The sequence below is a fragment of the Stackebrandtia nassauensis DSM 44728 genome, assembly GCF_000024545.1.
In the GTDB taxonomy this organism is placed as follows: domain Bacteria; phylum Actinomycetota; class Actinomycetes; order Mycobacteriales; family Micromonosporaceae; genus Stackebrandtia; species Stackebrandtia nassauensis.
Genome location: NC_013947.1, coordinates 1,688,074 through 1,704,056, shown reverse-complemented (window position 1 = coordinate 1,704,056; position 15,983 = coordinate 1,688,074). Strand labels below are relative to the sequence as shown.

Annotated in this window: 14 protein-coding genes; 6 read left to right on the top strand and 8 right to left on the bottom strand. The window is 68.7% G+C overall.

Annotated elements, in window-relative coordinates:
* Nucleotides 1-56: 56 nt before the first annotated feature.
* Nucleotides 57-1,028 carry an RDD family protein gene (locus tag SNAS_RS07950; RefSeq protein ID WP_013016888.1) on the bottom strand — a complete coding sequence of 324 codons (972 nt, stop codon included), beginning with the start codon at nucleotides 1,026-1,028 and terminating at the stop codon, nucleotides 57-59.
* 87 nt (nucleotides 1,029-1,115) lie between these two features.
* Here SNAS_RS07950 and SNAS_RS07945 point away from each other — a divergent pair, with 87 nt between their 5' ends.
* Nucleotides 1,116-2,129, top strand: a complete 1,014-nt coding sequence (locus tag SNAS_RS07945) for a stage II sporulation protein M (RefSeq protein WP_013016887.1) — start codon at nucleotides 1,116-1,118, stop codon at nucleotides 2,127-2,129.
* Nucleotides 2,130-2,135: 6 nt separating this feature from the next.
* Here SNAS_RS07945 and SNAS_RS07940 read toward each other — a convergent pair whose 3' ends face one another.
* Both SNAS_RS07940 and SNAS_RS07935 read right to left on the bottom strand, forming a co-directional pair.
* Nucleotides 2,136-2,609, bottom strand: a complete 474-nt coding sequence (locus SNAS_RS07940; protein ID WP_013016886.1) for a hypothetical protein — start codon at nucleotides 2,607-2,609, stop codon at nucleotides 2,136-2,138.
* 256 nt (nucleotides 2,610-2,865) lie between these two features.
* A complete protein-coding gene (locus SNAS_RS07935; protein ID WP_013016885.1) occupies nucleotides 2,866-3,471 on the bottom strand; it encodes a lytic polysaccharide monooxygenase auxiliary activity family 9 protein in 606 nt (201 codons plus the stop codon).
* 345 nt (nucleotides 3,472-3,816) lie between these two features.
* Here SNAS_RS07935 and SNAS_RS07930 point away from each other — a divergent pair, with 345 nt between their 5' ends.
* The 4 genes from SNAS_RS07930 (at nucleotide 3,817) to SNAS_RS07915 (ending at nucleotide 9,957) form a co-directional block, all read left to right on the top strand.
* The gene (locus tag SNAS_RS07930) at nucleotides 3,817-5,043 is read left to right on the top strand and encodes a DivIVA domain-containing protein (protein WP_013016884.1); all 1,227 of its coding nucleotides are present in this window, start codon (nucleotides 3,817-3,819) and stop codon (nucleotides 5,041-5,043) included.
* Nucleotides 5,044-5,331: 288 nt separating this feature from the next.
* On the top strand, nucleotides 5,332-7,386 hold the full coding sequence (locus tag SNAS_RS07925; RefSeq protein WP_013016883.1) for a DivIVA domain-containing protein: 2,055 nt from the start codon (nucleotides 5,332-5,334) through the stop codon (nucleotides 7,384-7,386).
* 45 nt (nucleotides 7,387-7,431) lie between these two features.
* On the top strand, nucleotides 7,432-8,547 hold the full coding sequence (locus SNAS_RS07920; protein ID WP_013016882.1) for an AI-2E family transporter: 1,116 nt from the start codon (nucleotides 7,432-7,434) through the stop codon (nucleotides 8,545-8,547).
* Nucleotides 8,548-8,652: 105 nt separating this feature from the next.
* Nucleotides 8,653-9,957: a protein kinase domain-containing protein gene (locus tag SNAS_RS07915; protein ID WP_013016881.1), complete on the top strand. Its 1,305-nt coding sequence runs from the start codon at nucleotides 8,653-8,655 to the stop codon at nucleotides 9,955-9,957.
* A gap of 4 nt (nucleotides 9,958-9,961) precedes the next feature.
* Here the strand turns inward: SNAS_RS07915 and SNAS_RS07910 are convergent, their stop codons facing one another.
* From SNAS_RS07910 to SNAS_RS07895, 4 genes are all read right to left on the bottom strand, one after another.
* Nucleotides 9,962-10,768 (bottom strand): alpha/beta hydrolase, encoded by an 807-nt coding sequence (locus SNAS_RS07910; protein ID WP_013016880.1) that lies wholly within the window; start codon nucleotides 10,766-10,768, stop codon nucleotides 9,962-9,964.
* Between the two features lie 179 nt (nucleotides 10,769-10,947).
* The gene (locus SNAS_RS07905) at nucleotides 10,948-11,247 is read right to left on the bottom strand and encodes a hypothetical protein (RefSeq protein ID WP_041624642.1); all 300 of its coding nucleotides are present in this window, start codon (nucleotides 11,245-11,247) and stop codon (nucleotides 10,948-10,950) included.
* A 93-nt stretch (nucleotides 11,248-11,340) separates the two neighbouring features.
* A complete protein-coding gene (locus SNAS_RS07900; RefSeq protein ID WP_013016878.1) occupies nucleotides 11,341-12,216 on the bottom strand; it encodes a M28 family peptidase in 876 nt (291 codons plus the stop codon).
* 152 nt (nucleotides 12,217-12,368) lie between these two features.
* Nucleotides 12,369-13,868: an aldehyde dehydrogenase family protein gene (locus SNAS_RS07895; RefSeq protein WP_013016877.1), complete on the bottom strand. Its 1,500-nt coding sequence runs from the start codon at nucleotides 13,866-13,868 to the stop codon at nucleotides 12,369-12,371.
* 111 nt (nucleotides 13,869-13,979) lie between these two features.
* Here SNAS_RS07895 and SNAS_RS07890 point away from each other — a divergent pair, with 111 nt between their 5' ends.
* Nucleotides 13,980-15,008 carry a 3-hydroxyacyl-CoA dehydrogenase gene (locus SNAS_RS07890; RefSeq protein WP_013016876.1) on the top strand — a complete coding sequence of 343 codons (1,029 nt, stop codon included), beginning with the start codon at nucleotides 13,980-13,982 and terminating at the stop codon, nucleotides 15,006-15,008.
* Nucleotides 15,009-15,034: 26 nt separating this feature from the next.
* Here SNAS_RS07890 and SNAS_RS07885 read toward each other — a convergent pair whose 3' ends face one another.
* Nucleotides 15,035-15,928, bottom strand: coding sequence for a hypothetical protein (locus SNAS_RS07885; RefSeq protein ID WP_144300428.1), 894 nt, complete (start codon nucleotides 15,926-15,928; stop codon nucleotides 15,035-15,037).
* Nucleotides 15,929-15,983: the final 55 nt, after the last annotated feature.

The following is a 15,983-nucleotide window of genomic DNA, read 5'->3' as shown; positions in this document are numbered from 1 at the left end:
CCGGAAATTGTCGTATCTGCGACAGAGTGGTTGTGTTGGGTTTACGTTCGTGCTACTTACCAGGCTCCGGGGGTGGCGGGGTGGGCTGGCGCGGCTGGGACCTGCGGAAGTGTGGTGGGTGGGGCGGTCCAGACCGGGGGTGGGGCGTGTGTCCACATTGCTTGGCCTTGGTGGGGGCCGTAGAGGGTGTCCCAGACTTGGGCGGTGACCGCGCGGCTGGCCGCTAGGCGGGAGGAGGCTCGGCGGTAGCGTTCGGAGAGGACCGCGGCCAGGAAGGCCCAGCCCGGGGTTCCCGGTGGGGGTGGGGGGACCACGAAGGAGTTGAGTTCGGCCGCTAGGGCGAGGCCGAGTTTGGTGCGGGCCGGTTCGGCTATTTCGTGGTTGCGGGCCAGGAAGTGGCGGATGGAGAGGGCGAGGTTGTCGTCCAGGGCGGTCAGGTCGGTGACGGCGGCCCAGCCGGCGAGGCCCGGGGGCATGATGGGGACCCAGATGCGGGCGTGGGGGGTGCGTTCGTGGATGACGATGGTGCCCGCCGAGAGGTCGCCGAAGCGTTTGCCGGACGGGTGGATGAGCATGACGCCCAGGGCCGCGAACCAGGAGATGCCGGGGAGGAGGAGGCCGGGGAACTCGACCGCGAAGGCGGAGAGGGCGCGGATGAGGGCGTGGCGGAAGCGGATGGGGCCGCCGTCGTCGCGGACCACTCGGAGGCCGACCGCGAGTTTGCCCAGGGATCGTCCTTTGGAGAGCGTTTCGATGGTGGCGGGGACGCCGACGAAGGCCAGCACCATGTCGATGGTGATGATGGCGACCAGCAGGGCCTCGTCGACCAGGGAGGTGGAGGCGGCGAGGGTGTAGAGCAGCAGCATGGACACCACGTAGAAGATGGCCGCGGCGATGACGCTGATGGTGAAGTCGATGCCGAACGCGAGTACTCGGGAGCCGAGTCGGGCTACTCGGACGTCGAGTTCGACCGCCTCGCCCGAGACCAGCCGTCCGGAGAGGCCGGGATCGGCGGAGATGTCACTCATGCCCCCAGTGTGCCGTACCCGTTCACGTCGGGGGGTTCGGCCGATGCGCGACGTGCGGGATTGGCGAGGTTGCCATAAGCTCGGCGGGTGGATCTGGACGCGTACATCGCCGAGCACGACGGAGAGTGGCGGCGGCTGGAGCAGCTGTCGCGGACCGGGCGGCTGCGGCCCGAGCACGTCGACGAGATGCTGATGTTGTATCAGCGTGCGTCGACGCAGCTGTCCATGGTGCGCAGCCGGATCCCGGACGCGCTGTTGGTGGCGCGGCTGTCGCGGCTGGTTCTCATGGCGCGCAGCGCCATCACCGGCAGCCGGGCGATGGGGTGGCGGATGTTCCTGCGGTTCTTCACGCACCTGTTCCCGGCCGCCTGTTATCGGGCCCGGCACTGGTGGGCGGTGGCGGGGGTGCTGTTCCTGGCGATCATGGGCGGGATCATCACCTATGTGGCCTCCCATCCCGAGGTGCAGACGCAGGTGTACCCGCAGCCGGTCATCGACGATCTGGTGAACAACAGTTTCGAGAACTACTACTCGGAGTACCAGAACCAGAACTTCGCGCTGAAGGTGTGGACGAACAACGCCCGGCTGGCCGGGATGGCGCTGGTGGGCGGTGCGCTGATCATCCCGCCGCTGTGGGTGTTCTGGCAGAACGCTCTCAACGTGGGGCTGACCGGCGGGATCATGGTCGGCAACGACCGGGGGGACCTGTTCTTCGGTCTGATCATGCCGCACGGGTTGCTGGAGATGTCGGCGTTCCTGTTGGCCTGCGCGGTGGGCCTGCGGATCGGTTGGTCGTGGATCAATCCCGGCGCGGGCAAGACCCGGGGGCAGTCGCTGGCCGAGGCGGGGCGCTCGGGGATCGTGGTGGCGCTGGGCCTGGTGGCGGTGCTGGCGGTCGCGGGGTTGATCGAGGGATTCGTGACGCCGAACCTGCCCGCCTTCGCCGCGATCCCGATCGGGGTGCTGGCGTTCGGGAGTTTCGTGGCCTATGTGGTGTTCGTGGGCCGCCGGGCGACGGCCGAGGGTTATACCGGGGATCTGGAAGCGGACCTGCGCGAGGCGTACGCCCACGCGCAGGGTCCGGTGCCGTTGACGCGCTAGCGGACGCTACTGCGCGACGGCGGCCATGCTGCGGGCCTGGTTGACCTGGGCGGTCACCTGGGCGACTCGCATGGGTCCGGGTGGCAGCTGCACGGTGTGGTACAGACCCGGGCCCGAGACCGAGACCGACACGAAGCCGGTGTGCCTGGTCTCCTTGGCCAGCAGGAACAGCAGCCCGATGAGGCAGAACCACACCCCGATGATCGTCATGATGATCGCCCAGGTGGGTATGCCCTGGGTGGTCTGTGTCGAATCCTGGACCGTCCACGTCGTCCCCCGCAGCGGGAACTGTCCCTGCGGGACGATGATCGAATTCGGGGTCACCGCGATGTCGCCGATGGTCAGTACGACTTGCTCGCCCTGTGGCGGCATGGGCTGCGGCTGGTATCCGCCGTAGCCGTAACCGGGCATCTGGGGCTGCGGGGAGGGCTGGCCGCCGCCACCGCCGGTCACTGGAGGGTCAATGTGGTATTCGCTCACGCGAATATCCTAGTCGCCCGCCCCACCCGCCACACTCCTCCGGACGTTTCCGAACAGTCTCGATTTGCGCGTCCGCTATACCTTCGTCGGCACGGCCGTGACGAGAGGACGGGCCGTGGATCTCCTGCCCCGATCGAGCACGCCGTCGCGTTCCTCTCTCCTCTTCACCCAGTCGGCGGCGTGCTCCCCCTCGGTACGACCGACGGGCGGTGAACCGCGAGGGTTCACCGCCCGTCGGGGTGCCGGGGCCGGTGGGTTAACCGAAGTTGACGTCCGAGCATTGGTAGAAGGCGTTGGCGGTGTCGGCGATGGTCCACACGCCGAGGATGAGATGCTTGCCGGACTTGTTCGGCAGCGTCCCCGAGTGGGACACATCGGACGGTGGCTGTCCGCTGAACGGGACGGTCAGGAACGGCGTCGCGTCCAGGTCGGCCCGGGTCAGCGGCTTCGAGGAGTCCCAGCCGTCCTTCGTGATGAAGTACTGGAAGTCCGTCGTGGAGTGTGCTGCGGTCAGTTTCCACTGGAAGTTCATCGAACCTCCGGGCTGCACGTCGGTGGCGGGCCACTGGCCGCCCCGGGGGTCGTCCAGTTCGGCGAACTGGCCGTTTCCGCCGGCGCAGATGGAACCGTCCTGCGGACCCGCGGCCGGGAAGCCCTTGGGTCCTTCGACGCTTTGCGGCTCCCACTGGATCTGGCCGCAGTCGGTGACGGTGCCGTCGGCGCAGAACGCCGCCCGGCTGGTGGGTGAGGTGGTGTATCCGTGCGCCGAGGCCGGGGAGGCGCCCAGCACGCTGAGCATGACCGCGGCGGCGGTCCCGGCGAGTACCGAGATACCGACGCGGACGGTACGGGGGGCAGGCATGACGAATCCTTTCATGGATCGACATATATAAAGGAGTCTTTATAGTAGGGGAGCCGTACCGGGTATGTCCAGACTGCGCCGCAGGGGATTCCGGGCCGGTTTCGCGATGGCCGGCGCGACCGTCCGCTCACACCATGCCCATGGGAGGCAATGCGTCTGTCGGGTATCCGACAAGAATCTCCCGTCACCAACGTGAGCGAAACTCGTTATTTTCGAACATAATTCCGACAAAAACGGCGTTTCGGAGTCATCCGGACGCCGAGAAGTAGTAATTTCTCGATTTTTTTGGGGGAAAACGGCTACCGGGGTTGCGTACACCCAGGGGCGATCTGTGATGATGGGCCAATGTCCCAGCAGCCCTCCAATTCCTTCTTCGACAAGTCAACGACTCAACCGGAATTCGCCAACGTGTTGCGCGGCTACGACCGCAACCAGGTTGACGACTTCGTACAGCGCGTCAATGCGGCCCTGAGCCAAATCGACAACGCTCGCGGCGAGGCCGAGGCACGCATGACCGACGCTCAGCGCCGGTTGCGTCAGGCCGAACAGCGGGTCACCGGCCTCGAGCAGAAGCTGGCCGAACAGGCCCAGCAGCTCGAGGAGAACAGCCGTCCCACGTTGTCGGGCCTGGGAACGCGCGTCGAGCAGATCCTGCGGTTGGCCGAGGAGCAGGCCAACGAGCACCGGGCTGAGGCCAAGCGCGAGACCGAGGGCATCCTGTCCTCCGCGCGCCTCGAGGCCCGCGAGATCACCGACGCCGCCCGCGAGGAGGCCAACGGCCTCAAGCAGGCCGCCGAACGTGAGGCCGGAAACGTCCGCACCGCCGCCGAGCGCGAGGCCGCCGAGCTGCGGGTGCAGGCCCGCCGCGAGGCCGAGACCCTGCGCGCCGACGCCGAGCGCGACACCAAGCAACTGCGCACCTCCACCGGCCACGAGGTCGCCGAGCTGAAGGCCAGTGTGGAGCGCGAGGTCGCGAGCCTGCGGGCCACCGCCGACCGCGAGATCACCCAGCTGCGCGCCAAGGCCGCCAAGGACGCCGAGGAGAAGCGCGCCGAGGCCGCGAAACTGTTCGCCGACGCCAAGGAGAAGCGCGACAAGGAACTCCAGGCGCTGGACCTGGAGATCGCCGAGCGTCGCGAGAAGGCCGAGCGCGAGGAGTCGCAGCGGCACGCCGAGGCGATCGCCGCGACCCAGAAGCTGGTCTCCGAGGCCGAGTCCCGGGCCCGCACCGCCGAGGAGCGCGCCAAGGAGATCGAGACCGCCGCCGAGACCCGCAAGGTCGAGTCGGAGAAGTACGCGCAGCAGACCACCGAGAAGGCCAAGAACGCCGCCGACAAGGCGCTGTCGGAGGCCAAGGCCGAAGCCACCCGTCTGGTGGCCGACGCCAAGGCCGAGGCCGAGCGGACCACGACCAAGGCCCGCAAGGAGGTCGACAAGCTCACCCGCGAACGCGACAGTGTCCAGTCGACGCTGCGCAACATGATGGCCAACCTGCAGGGCATCGGCCTGAGTGCCGGCGGCGACGCCGCCGCCGCGGAAGAGAAGAAGGACTCCGAGGTCTCGGCGTCCTGAGAAAAGCCTCACCGTGTCGTGGGGATGTCTCCTGTGGGAGGGGCATCCCCACGGCCGCAGGCTTTGTGAGCCCGCATCCACTGGGTAGGACCTTCGACGGCGATGACGTCACCGCATGTGATCGCCGCTATTCGTCACGGGGTGATTGCCTCGCGCCGAGGTTTTCGCGCTACCGTCTATGCGGCAGGTGCTTAACCGGAAGGTTAGTTCAGACGGTGTCGAGTTAAATCGTGAGCCGTCCCGTCGGATTCGCTGTGACGGGACCGCTCACGTGTGAGGATGGGGCTTATGTCGCACGGCGGTGGCGCAGACTTCTTCAGCAGCCTGGGCGAGTCCGGCAGCACGGATCGTGGGTTCGAGCAGTCCCTGCGTGGATATGACAAGAAACAGGTCGACAAGTATCTGTCGAGTATGGATACGGAGCTGGCCTCGCTCGCCGCGGAGAAGGCCGAGGCGATGGCCCAGGTCGACCGGCTCGTCATGCAGGTGCAGCAGCTTCAGGCCCAGATCCAGGACATCCGCCGTCGCGCCGCCGTCGGTGAGAAGGTCTCCTTCAAACACCTCGGGGCCCGGGTCGAGCACATCCTGACGCTGGCCGAGGAGGAGGCCGAGGCGATCAAGCAGCGGTCGGTGGACGAGTTCGCCGCCGAGCGCGCCGCGATCGAGAAGCTGCGTCGCGACGTCGAGGCCGAGACCGAGAAGGCCCGCCACGACTTCGAGACCGCGCTGGCCGCGCGCCGGGCCGCCGCCGAGAAGGCCGAGGCCGACCGGCGCCACATCGTCGACGCCGAGATGAACAAGCGGGCCCAGCAGGCCCAGAACATGGTCAACGAGGCCACCGAGAAGGCGGCCCAGATCCAGGCCGAGGCCGAGCAGGCCGCCGAGCGGATCCGCAAGGCCGCCGACGAGCAGGCCAACAAACTGGCCGCCCAGGTGGACCGGCTGCGCACCGAGGCCCAGGCCAAGAAGCAGGAATCCGAAGTGGAGGCCGAGCAGGTGCGGCAGGCCGCCGCCCAGCAGGCCTCCGACACCCTGAGCAAGGCCAACGCCGAGGCCGAGCGGCTGCGCTCCGACGCCGTCGCCGAGGCCGACAAGATCCGCACCGACGCCCAGACCGCGGCGGACAAGTTCAAGAAGGAGGTCGAGGCCGTCGCGCTGACCGTGCGCTCCGAGGCCGAGACCGAGGCGACCCGGCTGCGGTCGGAGGCTGAGAGCCAGACCGAGCAGCTGCGGGCCGAGGCCACCGGCAAGCACGAGCAGGCCGCCAAGGAGCTGGAGGACGCCAAGACCGTCTCCGCCAAGGCGCGGGCAGAGGCGGAGAAGTTGTCGGCCGAGATCCTCGCCAAGGCCGAGGCTGAGGCCAGTGAGCTCACCGCGACCGCCAAGGCCCAGGCAGAGAAGGTCACCCGCGAGGCCCGCGAGGCCGCGGAGAAGCTCACCGCCGAGTCGACGCAGCGCGCTGAGAAGCTGCGCTCCGACTCCACCGCGGAAGCCGAGCGGGTTCTCAGTGAGGCCAAGGCCGCGGCCGAGAAGCTCACGACGGACTCGACGCAGCGCGCTGAGAAGCTGCGCTCCGACTCCACCGCGGAAGCCGAGCGGGTTCTCAGTGAGGCCAAGGCCGCCGCGGAGAAGCTCACCACCGAGTCGACACAGCGGGCCGAGAAGCTGCGCTCCGACTCCACCGCGGAAGCCGAGCGGGTCCTCAGTGAGGCCAAGGCGGAGGCCGAGCAGCTGACGTCCAAGGCCAAGACCGACGCCGAGCAGCTGACCTCGCAGGCCGAGGCCGCCGCCAGCAAGCTGGCCGCCGACGCCGAGGAGTACGCCAACGGCGTCACCGCCGAGGCCGACAAGCGCATCGCCGAGCTGACCGCCGACGCCAAGCAGCGCAGCCAGGCCGCGATCGCCGAGGCCGAGGACAAGGCCGCGAAGTTGGTGGCGGACGCGGAGAAGAAGGCCGAGGGCATCCGCAAGCGCGCCGACGACGGCGCCCGGTCGGCGGCGCAGACCGCCAGGCGCGACGCTGAGGCCATCCTGGGCACCGCCCGGGCTCAGGCCAAGAAGCTCGTCGCCGACGCCAAGCAGAACAAGGCTCCGGCGGCTCCCAGCGACCAGACCATCGAGATCAGCAAAGCCGAGGTGGACGCGGCGCTGGCCGACAAGGCGTCGAAGGACGAATCCTCCGCTAAGGACGATTCCGGCGACGACAACGGCGGCAAGAAGGGCGCCAAGAACACCAAGGGCAACCGGGGTGGCAACGCCAAGTCCAAGAACTCGTCCTCCACAGGTGAGTCCGGGCAAGCATCCGAGAGTGAGACCGTGCACACTGGTACCCGCACGGCTTGATCAAGAAGCCGCGCATAGTCCTCAACCCCTGACACGGGAGTGGCCATGCGCAAGCGGCGCAAGAAGACCGGTGACAAGGCCGGAGCCGACGAGGCCCCCGCGGGGCCGCAACTGGGTCCGGCGGGTTCGCCGTTCGCCAAGACGTCGTTCCACCATGGCTTCTACATGGGCGTCGGGCTGCTGTTGGCCTACGCGCTGTACCTGGCCGTCGAGGTCACGCTCTCGCTGTTGATCGTGATCCTGGTGGCGGGTTTCCTCGCCATCGGACTCAATCCGCTCGTGACCCGGATCCAGGGCTGGGGAATGCCGCGCGGGCTGGCGGTGGCGACGGTGTGCCTGGGGGTGCTGCTGATCGTGTGCGGCGGGCTCATGTCCATTGTGCCCGCCATCATCACCGAGGTGACGAAGTTCGTCGAGGCGATTCCGGGGCTGGTGCAGCATTACAGCGAGCAGGAGTGGCTGAAGAACCTCGACAAGAAGTACCACCTGCTCGACCAGGCGCAGGAGGCGCTGAAGGGCATCAAGCCCAGCACGGTCCTGGAGGCCGCGGGCGGACTGGCCGGTGTGGTCGGCGGTGTGGTCGGGTCGGTCTTCGACGGCGTCATGATCTCGCTGTTGACCATCTACTTCCTGGTGTCCTTCGACCGGCTCAAGGGCGGCTTCTACAAGCTGCTGCCCGCTCCCCGTCGGCAGCGCGCCCAGGCGCTGGGTGACGTGATCCTGGCGAAGGTGGGCGCCTACACCGTTGGGGCGCTGGGGATCGGGGCCACCGCCGGGGTGTGCTCGTACGTGTTCATGTTCTTCGCCGGGGTGCCCTACGCGATCGCGTTGGCGTTCGTGGTGGCGATCCTCGACCTGATACCGCAGATCGGCGCGACGCTGGGCGCCGTCGTCGTCACGCTCGTGGGACTGACGGTGAGCGTCTGGGTCGCCCTCGCCTGCGCGATCTTCTTCATCATTTACCAGCAGCTCGAGAATTGGGTCATATATCCGACAATCATGCGTCGTTCAGTGAAGGTCTCGGACCTCGCGGCGATTCTCGGAATCCTCATCGGGGCGGGACTGATGGGAGTGGTCGGGGCATTGCTCGCGGTACCGGCGGTGGCGGCGATCCAGCTCATCGTCCGCGAGGTCTACATTCCACGACAGGATGCCGCGTAGCCGCGACCCTACCTGCCGGGTTTCCTTCGAGTGGGACTGGCGCTGCCGCCCAATCGTGCATTAGGGTTCGGCGTGGGGCAGCCGGATTTTGGAGTGGAGGTGTGCATGCCTGCGGTTTCGACTGCCGGAGCGGTCAAACTGACGCGTTTACTGCACCGTGATGCCGCCGCCGGGGTTTACACCGGCACCTTGGGCGAAGCACGGACACCCGTCGTCGTCACCCTGGCCCATCAGCGCGTCGACGGGTCGGCACGGGAAGTGTTCCTGGACTGGGGCTCCAAGCTGACGCACCTGTCCGCGCACCCGCACATCGCGCCGGTGTCCGCGGTGGGTCTCACCCAGGACGCATGCCCGTACATCGCGGTGCGCGCCACCCGCGCGACCCTCGCCGACAATCTGCGTGAGGCCGGGCCGCCCCCGGCCGGGCAGGTGCGGGCCTTCGGGGTCGCGCTGGCCGACACGCTGGCCACGATCCACGGCACCGGCCTGATTCACGGTGCCCTGCAACCGGCGACGATCCTGTCCAGTACCGGACGCAAACTGCTGGTCGCCGGGTTCGACGCCACCGCACCGGTGCTGGCGCACTGTCTGCCGCCCAGCGCCTACACCGCGCCGGAGCACCTGGACGCGGCCAAGGCCGGTTCGATGCACGCCAGCCCGGCCGCCGACGTCCACAATCTCGCCACGTTGCTGTACGCGTCGCTCGGCGGGCGGCTGCCGTGGGTCACCGTGTCGGGCAAGGACACCACCGATCCGCTGCTGCGGGCGGCGCCCATCCCCGACATCCCCGGCGTCAGCATCGCGCTGACCGACGTGCTGGGCGCGGCCATGAACGTCGACCCCCGCAAACGTCCCAGCGCCGCCGGACTGCGCGACCTGTTGGCCAATGTCGACACTTCGCGGCCGCTGGCGGCCGGACGGCAGCCCACGACGGTGTGCCCGGCACTGGTCCCCCGCTCGGGACCGCGTCCGGCGCCGCTGCCGGGTGGCGCCGACATCGCGGTGCAGTCCAAACGCCGCTCCCCCAGGCGATTCCGGCTTCCCCGGTCGGTGAAGGTGGTCGTGGCGTTCACGGCGGCGTTCCTGGCCACGGCCGGGGCGGGGCTGGCGACCTTCGCGGTGACGCACGCCGACCCGGCCGAACCGTGCCCCAGCGACTCGGTGCTGACCGACGCGGTGACCGAGGTGTACGGCGAGAGCTCCATCACCGACAAACTGTGTGGCCAGGACGGCTACGTCGCGGTGACGGCCAAGGTCGCCAAGGAGTCGAAGTCGCCGGAGTCGCGCGCGGCCGACTCGGTGGTCGAGTATGTCGCGCTGCGGATGTCCGACGGCGTGTGGACCGTGATCGGCGACCCGTGCTCCAGCGACACCATCCCGGAGACGATCCGCGACTACGTGAAGTGCTGAGCGGCTACCGTCCGGCCTCGTTCTGCGGCGGGCCGGGCACCTCGACGTCGGCGAACGCGGCGACGGTGCGGTCGGCGTAGGCGCTGGAGTCGCCGAACTCCATCGGTCCGTCCCAGGTGGACGGAAGCGGGACGGCGTCCGGGTTGAGGCGGCGGGTGATCTCGTCGAGCAGCAGTTCGGCGTGCCCCACCCACAGGTGTTTGGCGCCCTCGACGCCGATCACCTCGGCCTGCGGGATGGCGGCGAAGCGCTGCCGGGCCTCGGGTGGTCGCAGGTACTGGTCGTGTTCGGGGACCAGCGCGGTGAGCGGCCGTCCGTCCTTGGCCCAGGCCGCCAGGTCGGTGTCGGTGGAGTAGCGCAGCGGTGGCGACAGCAGGATCGCGGCGGTGACGCCGGGCTCCAGTCCGTACTTGAGCACCAGGTCGGTGCCGAAGGACCAGCCCAGCAGCCACAGGTTGGGCAGTTCGGCGAACTCGGCGTACTCGATGGCCGCGGCGACGTCGAAGCGCTCCCCCACCGCGTTGTCGAAGCTGCCCTGGCTGGTGCCCTGGACGCTGGAGGTGCCGCGGGTGTTGAAGCGCAGCACGGCGACGTCGGCCAGCGCGGGCAGTCGCCAGGCGGCCTTGCGGAAGACGTGACTGTCCATCATGCCGCCGTGGGTGGGCAGCGGGTGCACGCACACCAGGGTGGCCTTGGGTTCGGCGGTCTCGGGGACCGCCAGCTCCCCCACGAGCTCCAGCCCGTCGGCGGTGTGCAGCGTGAGCGCCTCCCGGCGCGCGGGGAGTATCGAGTTGGCTCGTATCGCGGTCACGGCGCCAGGGCCTCTGTGTGGATCCTCTTCCGTCGCGAGCGGCCTCCAGGTGAGTGGCTGGCAAGGCGGAGGTGCTCCGGCATCCCGGTGTTGGATGTCGGAGTGCCGACAACGCCGCCAGGCGCCGCCTGGTGGGCGCGCAGCAGGAAACGGGATTCACACATAGGCCCTAGTGTCCCTCATCGCCGACGGGAGTTGCTCGGGCCACGTCGATACCGTGCCCGCCAACACGGCCGGTGCCAGTGGCGGCGTTCCTCGGTCGAGCCGTCGGCGGGCCAGGCCACCAGGTGCGGCACGCCCGGCGGGATCTCCTGGTCGCAGCCGGGGCACCGGTAGGTCTTGGCCGAGCCGCCGCCGGGGAGGTTGCGCACGTGCCAGCGGCCGTCGGGGCCGTCCTCGACCGCCTGGACACCCGCGAGCACCCGGTCGGTCTCGACGGCGGACGGCTCGGGAGCGCGGCGGTGGCGGCGTGGACTCACGCGACCAGGTTAACGACGCCTTCGGGGGTGCGAGGATGTCGTCCCAGCCGCCGGTGAGGTGGCCGGGGCTCGGGGGCCCCGGCCGGGTTGGGGTTACGGGATTCCCGCCAGTCGCCAGGCGGCGTAGGCGGCGGCGTTGGTGCTGTGGCCCATCACGCGTTCGCCGATGTTGGCGATGGTGTCGCAGCGGGAGTGGTAGCAGGGGTCGCTGCCGCTGGAGATGCCGCTGACCGGGATGCCGTAGCGGGCGAAGGACGCGTGGTCGGAGCGGCCGCTGATGTCGATGGAGCGGGTGGCGATGCCCTTGGAGTCGAAGTACTGCTTGAAGGTGGCGCCCAGCGTGGGTGAGTCCACATAGATGCCCCACCGGGTGGTGTCGCGCTGGCCGACCATGTCGAAGTTGAGGTAGGCGTCGATCTTGGCGCGTTCGGACGAGGGCAGGTTGCGGGTGTAGTACGCCGAACCGATGAGGCCGTTCTCCTCGGCGCCCCACCAGCCGAACCGCAGTCGCTTGGTGGGCTGGGCGTTGTCGCGGGCCACGGCCAGCGCGGTCTCCAGCACGGCACTGGAGCCGGAGCCGTTGTCGTTGATACCGGCTCCGGCGCGGACGCCGTCCAGGTGGGCGCCGAGGAACACGACGTCGTTGGGGTTGCCCACCGGCCACTCGGCGATGACGTTCCAGCCGAGCGCGCCGTTGTAGGTGAACTGCTGCCGGGTGACCGTGAAGCCGGCGCGGCTGAGGGTCGACTGGATGAAGTCGGCGGAGGCCCGGTAGCCGCTGGTGCCGTGGGCGCGGTTGCCGCCGTTGGCGGTGGCGATGGACTGTAGCTGGTTGGCGTGGGCCATCGAGTTGGCGCCGGGGATGTCGGGCGGGGCCAGGCGCTGGTCCGCTTGGGCCACAGCGGTCATGGAGAACGTCGTCAGCGTGATCGTGACGAGCACCAGCAGTAGGCGTTTGAACATGGACATGGTGACCACCTGCTCTTTTCGGGCTTGGGGAGGTTGGTCGAGTGGGTCGACACTCATGGTGGTCAATGCCCGATTTGCTGGCAATACCTCGTAGCCAGGCCGCCCGCGGGAGCGACCCCGCACGCTGGGTAAATATTTAGATCCCTGAATAACTACCGGCGCGGTCGTGGCTTCCCGGAGCCGAAGGTGATGATCCGCTCGATGAGCTTGTTGTGGGATGCCTTGCGGTTCAACGAGAACACCGGGATCACTCCGGGTGCGCGGCGCTTGGCGATCGACTTGACGACCGCGAACTCGCGCAGCCCGTCGTCGCCGTGGGCGCGGCCGTAGCCGCTGGAGCCGACGCCGCCGAAGGGCAGGCTCGGCAGACCCGCGAACGCGAAGCCGGAGTTGATGGACGTCATCCCCGAGCGCATCCGGCGGGCCAGGCTCATTGCGTTGCGTTTGCCGAAGACCGCTCCACCCAGGCCGTACTCGGTGGCGTTGGCGCGCCGGAGCCCCTCCTCGGCGTCGGCGACGGTGTTGACGACCAGCACCGGCCCGAAGGTCTCCTCGGTGACGGCCCTGGAGTCCTCCGGTACGTCCACGAGGATCGTGGGGTGGACGTAGGGCGGCTGAACGGCCTCGCGACCGCCCACCACGGCGGTGGCGCCTCGGTTGAGGGCGTCGTCGATGTGGGCGGCGATGACGTCGATCTGACGGGGCATGGTGATCGGCCCGATCTGGGCGTCCTCGCCGTCGCCGACCTTGATCCCGGTGGCCTGCTTGACGAGTTTGTCGATCAGCTCGGTCGCGATGGACTCGGGAACGTAGGCGCGTTCGTAGCCGATGCAGGTCTGACCCGCGTTGGTGAAGGCGCCCCACAGCAGCTGTTCGGCGGTCTTGTCGAGATCGGCGTCGACGTCGACGATCGCGGCGTCCTTGCCGCCGCCCTCGATGAGCACCGGGATGAGCCGTTTGGCCGCCGCCATGGCGACCTTGCGGGCGGTGGGCACCGAACCGGTGAACGCGATCTTGTCCACCTCGGACTCGCACAGCGCGGCGCCGGTCTCGCCCAGGCCGTGCACGACGGTGACGATCGGGCGTCCGACGACCTCGTCGATGACGTCGGCCAGCCACTGTCCGACGGCCGGGGTGTACTCGCTGGGTTTGAGGACGACGGTGTTGCCCGCCGCCAGCGCGTACACGACCGAGCCCATGACCGTGTACATGGGATAGTTCCAGGGTCCGATGACCGCCACCACGCCGTAGGGCCGGTACTCGACGTACGCGGAGTGGTCGATCATGGACAGTGAGCCGCGTCGGCGGCGCGGCCCCAGCACCCGGCGGGCGTTCTTGGGCGCCCAGGCGAGGTTCTCGAAGCACCCGGCGACCTCGGTGAAGGCGTCGTTGACGCTCTTGCCGGTCTCGGCGCGGATCAGCCGCACCAGGTCCTTGATCCGGCGGGCCATCTCGGCGCGGCACTCCAGCAGCAGTTTGCGGCGCTGGGTGAAGCCGAGGTTCGCCCACCAGGTCTGGGCGTCCCGGGCCCGCGCGACCGCCTTGGCCACGGATTCGGCGTCGTCGACGGCGAACCGCCCGACCTCGGAACCGTTGCCGGGATGCGTGGAGATCAGATAGCCGTCGGAGATCTGGGGGGCCGCGGTGCTCATGCCCTCGAGCCTAGAGATGTATCCGGCTCAAAACAATACTTACGAGTAACCTCCCGGGGCGGCATGGCACACTCTGTGGCGTTGATGCTGCCGTGTGAAGGGTGAGACGTGATGGAAACAGTGGGTGTCATCGGGCTGGGCACGATGGGGGCCGGTATCGCCGAGGTCTTCGCCAAGGCGGGCCTGCACGTCATCGGGGTCGATATCGACGACGCGGCGGTGGAGCGCGGTCGCGGCCACCTGGCCAAGTCGCTGGACCGGCAGGTCGCGAAGGGACGGCTGGACGCCGACACCCGCACCGCGATCGACACCCGGCTCACCCTGACCACCGACTTCGAGGGCCTGGCCACCACGCGCCTGGTCGTGGAGGCGGTGCCCGAGCTGCTCGACATCAAACGCGCGACGTTCACGCGACTGGACCAGCACTGCGGGGCGGACACGATCCTGGCCACGAACACGTCCTCGCTGTCGATCGCCGAGATCGCCGGGTTCACCTCGCGTCCGGCGAAGGTCATCGGGATGCACTTCTTCAACCCGGCGCCGATCATGAAGCTCGTCGAGGTGGTGCGCGGGGCCGACACCGACCCCGAGGTGGTCGCCTACGTCGAGGAGCTGTCGCGGCGCCTGGGCAAGACGCCGGTGACGGTGGCCGACCGTCCCGGCTTCGTGGTCAACCGGTTGCTGGTGGGCTACCTCAACCAGGCGGCGAAGCTGCTGGACTCCCAGAGCGCCGGACGCGACGAGGTCGACGCCGCGATCAAGGCGGCCGGGCTTCCCATGGGGCCGTTCATGCTCATGGACGTCGTCGGCCTGGACACCCTGGTGGAGATCCTGGACGTCATCCACGCCGACAGCGGCTCGCCCCGCCACGAGGCGGCCGGGTCGCTGCGTTCCCTGGTCGCGGACGGCAAACTGGGCCGCAAGTCCGGCGCGGGTTTCTACGACCACTCGCAGTCGGTCGCCGAGGCCGAGGTGGCCGCGGACCGGGTCGCCGAGTTGCAGCGGGAGCTGATCCTGCCGCACATCGGTGAGGCCCAGGAGATGGCCGACTCCGGCTACGCCAGCGAGTCCGATATCGACACCGCGATGAAGCTGGGCTGCGGCTACCCCGACGGGGTCTTCGGTCTGCTGCGTTCGTGAACCGTCGCGAGTGACCGGCGCGGCCGTCACAGGCACATGGCCGTGACGACGTCACCGTCAGCGTCGCCGCACGTCGATCCGCGGGTCGGCGGCGTCGCGGCGGCACCGTCGGTCACCCGTTCCAGTTCGCGCGCGAGCGTGTCGCCGGTGTCCTCCTGGATGCGTTCGAAGAGGACTTCGTCGGGGTTCTGGCCCTTGGCGTATTTCAGCGAGCCGCCCGGGGTGGGCGTGTCGACCGTGACGCGGCAGTCCACCGTCATGGCCTTCAGGTCGACCACGTATCCGTCCAGTTCCACCGATCCGGAGAACCCGGCGGAGATGCTCACTCCGCCGTCGCCGTCGATTCCGGTCTCGGGCGGGGTGTATCCGGTTTCGCGCAGTACGACCAGGTAGCGGGTGTCGGCGCCGTTCTTGAGCCGGGCCGCCAGCCCGTTGGGGTGCGCGTTGGAGGGCAGCGTGAACTGTCCGGTTCCGCCGTAGCCCTTCGGGCCGGTGAGCCGCAGGCCTTCCAGCAGCGTCGATCCGCCGAATCCGAAGTGTTCGCGGTAGTCGATCAGCGCGTCGGGGTGCTCGGTCTGGGGCTCCATCAGGATCTCGGCGTTGCCGTCGGGCTTGGTGTCGGAGCCCGCGTCGGCGGCGACATAGTGGAACTTCGGACGCGACTCGGAACAGGAATTCTTGTCCAGTTCGGACTTCGCCAGCAGTCCCGGTACCTCGGTCAGCTTGTCGCGCAGTGAGTCGTAACGGGGCTGGAACTTCGCGACGGCGTTGTCGACCGTGGCGCCGGTCAACAGCCGCACACCCCCGAAGGCCGCGACCATCAGTACGACGACGCCGATCCCGACGCCGAGCAGGATCCGGGTCCTGCGGTCCAATGCGGACATAAACCGCCGTGGCAGCGGCGTGTTCTCAGACTTCATGCGGCCAAAAGCTACAAGCCTGGTAGAGGCGCCGTATCAACCGAAACGGCAATTC